Annotated in this window: 1 protein-coding gene; it reads left to right on the plus strand. The window is 53.3% G+C overall.

The window, feature by feature from the left end:
- Positions 1-524: 524 nt before the first annotated feature.
- A complete protein-coding gene (gene ltrA, locus POTG_RS20385) occupies positions 525-1,817 on the plus strand; it encodes a group II intron reverse transcriptase/maturase (RefSeq protein ID WP_009226730.1) in 1,293 nt (430 codons plus the stop codon).
- Positions 1,818-1,918: the final 101 nt, after the last annotated feature.

Genomic DNA, 1,918 nt, shown 5'->3' on the forward strand with positions numbered 1-1,918 from the left:
GGCGTGCCCAGCTAAGCACGCATCTTCTAGCCGGTGAAAGTCCGGTCGCGGGAAGGGCCAAGCCCCCGCGTAGCTAGGATACCTACGTATGGCGAAATCTGTACGTAGAAGCGTATCGACGAAAGTACCTGTCAGAGGCAGGGCGAGCAACATACCAGGCCGTAACATGAAAGTGAATCCTGCCGCGTCGTCAAAAAGGCCTCGCAAGAGGGAAAAGAGGAAGCCGAGTCCCGCGTACATGGACGAAGGCCATGGAAGCTGCCTAGAACTTGGAGCGGCAGTGAAGAATCCTCCGGCGTAGAGGGAACGGCATGGTATGAAAGAGGATGCAGTGAACTGGGGAGGCCCTCCCCTGCACGGTTGCAGAAACCGTAAAGAGGCCTTCTATAAGCCCCAGAGGTGAAGTGAACGGTCTGCAGGAAGGGAGTCCGAGGGGCTCATAGTACCGTGGAACGCAGGACAACACAACCTGCGGGAGGGAAGGAGCCCTGCTTTGTTCAAGTTTCTTGAGGAGGTACGAGTCAGTGAATGCCAAACGGCTAACAACACCAGAGGAAAACGTTCAAGAACTCCAAGGGAAACTCGGTCATGCGGCCAAGGAGAACAAGAAGCGAAGATTTCACGCGCTGTACGACAAGGTCTATCGGGTAGACATCTTATGGGAAGCGTGGCGAAGGGTACGAGCCAACGAGGGCTCGGCAGGAGTGGATGGAGAGACGTTGGCAGACATCGAGAAACAGGGAGAAATGCGTTTTGTGCTTGAATGTCAACGGCTACTGAAAGAAGGGAAGTACCATCCACAACCCGTTAGACGCCACTACATCCCGAAGAAAGATGGCAAACTGCGACCGCTGGGGATCCCGACGGTGAGAGACCGCGTCATCCAGATGGCGACCAAACTCGTCATGGAACCCATTTTCGAGGCGGATTTTCAGGACACGTCTTTCGGTTTTCGGCCTAAGCGGAGCGCGAAACAGGCGTTGGAGCGAATCCGGAAAGCATGCAACCGCAAAGGAAATTGGGTGGTCGACGTCGACATCCAAGGCTACTTCGACAACATCAATCAGGAGAAACTGATGAAGCTGATCGAAATGCGGATCAGTGACAGGCGAATCTTGAAGTTGGTGAGGAAGTGGTTAGGTGCGGGAGTGATGGAAGAAGGAAACATCCGACGCTCAGACTTGGGTACACCGCAAGGGGGAGTGATCTCACCACTGCTGGCGAACATCTACCTGAATTACTTTGATCTTCTGTGGGAACGACATGGCGGTAAGCTTGGGGAACTGACGCGTTATGCAGATGATCTGGTGATCATCTGCAAGACGAAGAAGGACGCACAGCGGGCCTATGAACTCATACGAGCGATTATGGAACGCCTGGAATTAACCCTGCACCCCACGAAAACGCGCATCGTTGGACTTTGGACTGGGGAAGAAGGCTTCGATTTTCTGGGCATGCATCATCGAAAGACGAAGGCCGAAACATCCAAAGGCCAAGTGTACTACACAACCCAGCAGTGGTTGTGCCGGAAGGCGGAAGAGCGAATACGGGAAGGGGTAAAAGAGCGATTAGCTCCGCCAGGTATGCGACGCCTGAGTTTCGAAGAGCACGTGGAGTACCTGAATCCAAAGATTCAAGGCTGGCGCAATTACTACTACACAGCTTACAGCCAGAGGAAGATGGCGAAGTTGGATTGGTATATCCGGCAGCGGTTTGCGAAGTGGTATGCTAAGAAACACAAACGCAGACGATGGTTGAGTTCGCTGCGCGAAGTGAAGTCTTTGTCTATTCAATATGGACTTAAAACGCTCTTGTAATCTGCATGCTCATGATGACGAACATCGGAAAGCCGTATGAGGGAAAACCTCACGTACGGTTTGATGAGGAGGGGCTGGGCCCCGCCCAGCCTTTCACTCTA

It is taken from the genome of Paenibacillus sp. oral taxon 786 str. D14 (genome assembly GCF_000159955.1).
Lineage (GTDB): Bacteria > Bacillota > Bacilli > Paenibacillales > Paenibacillaceae > Fontibacillus > Fontibacillus phoenicis.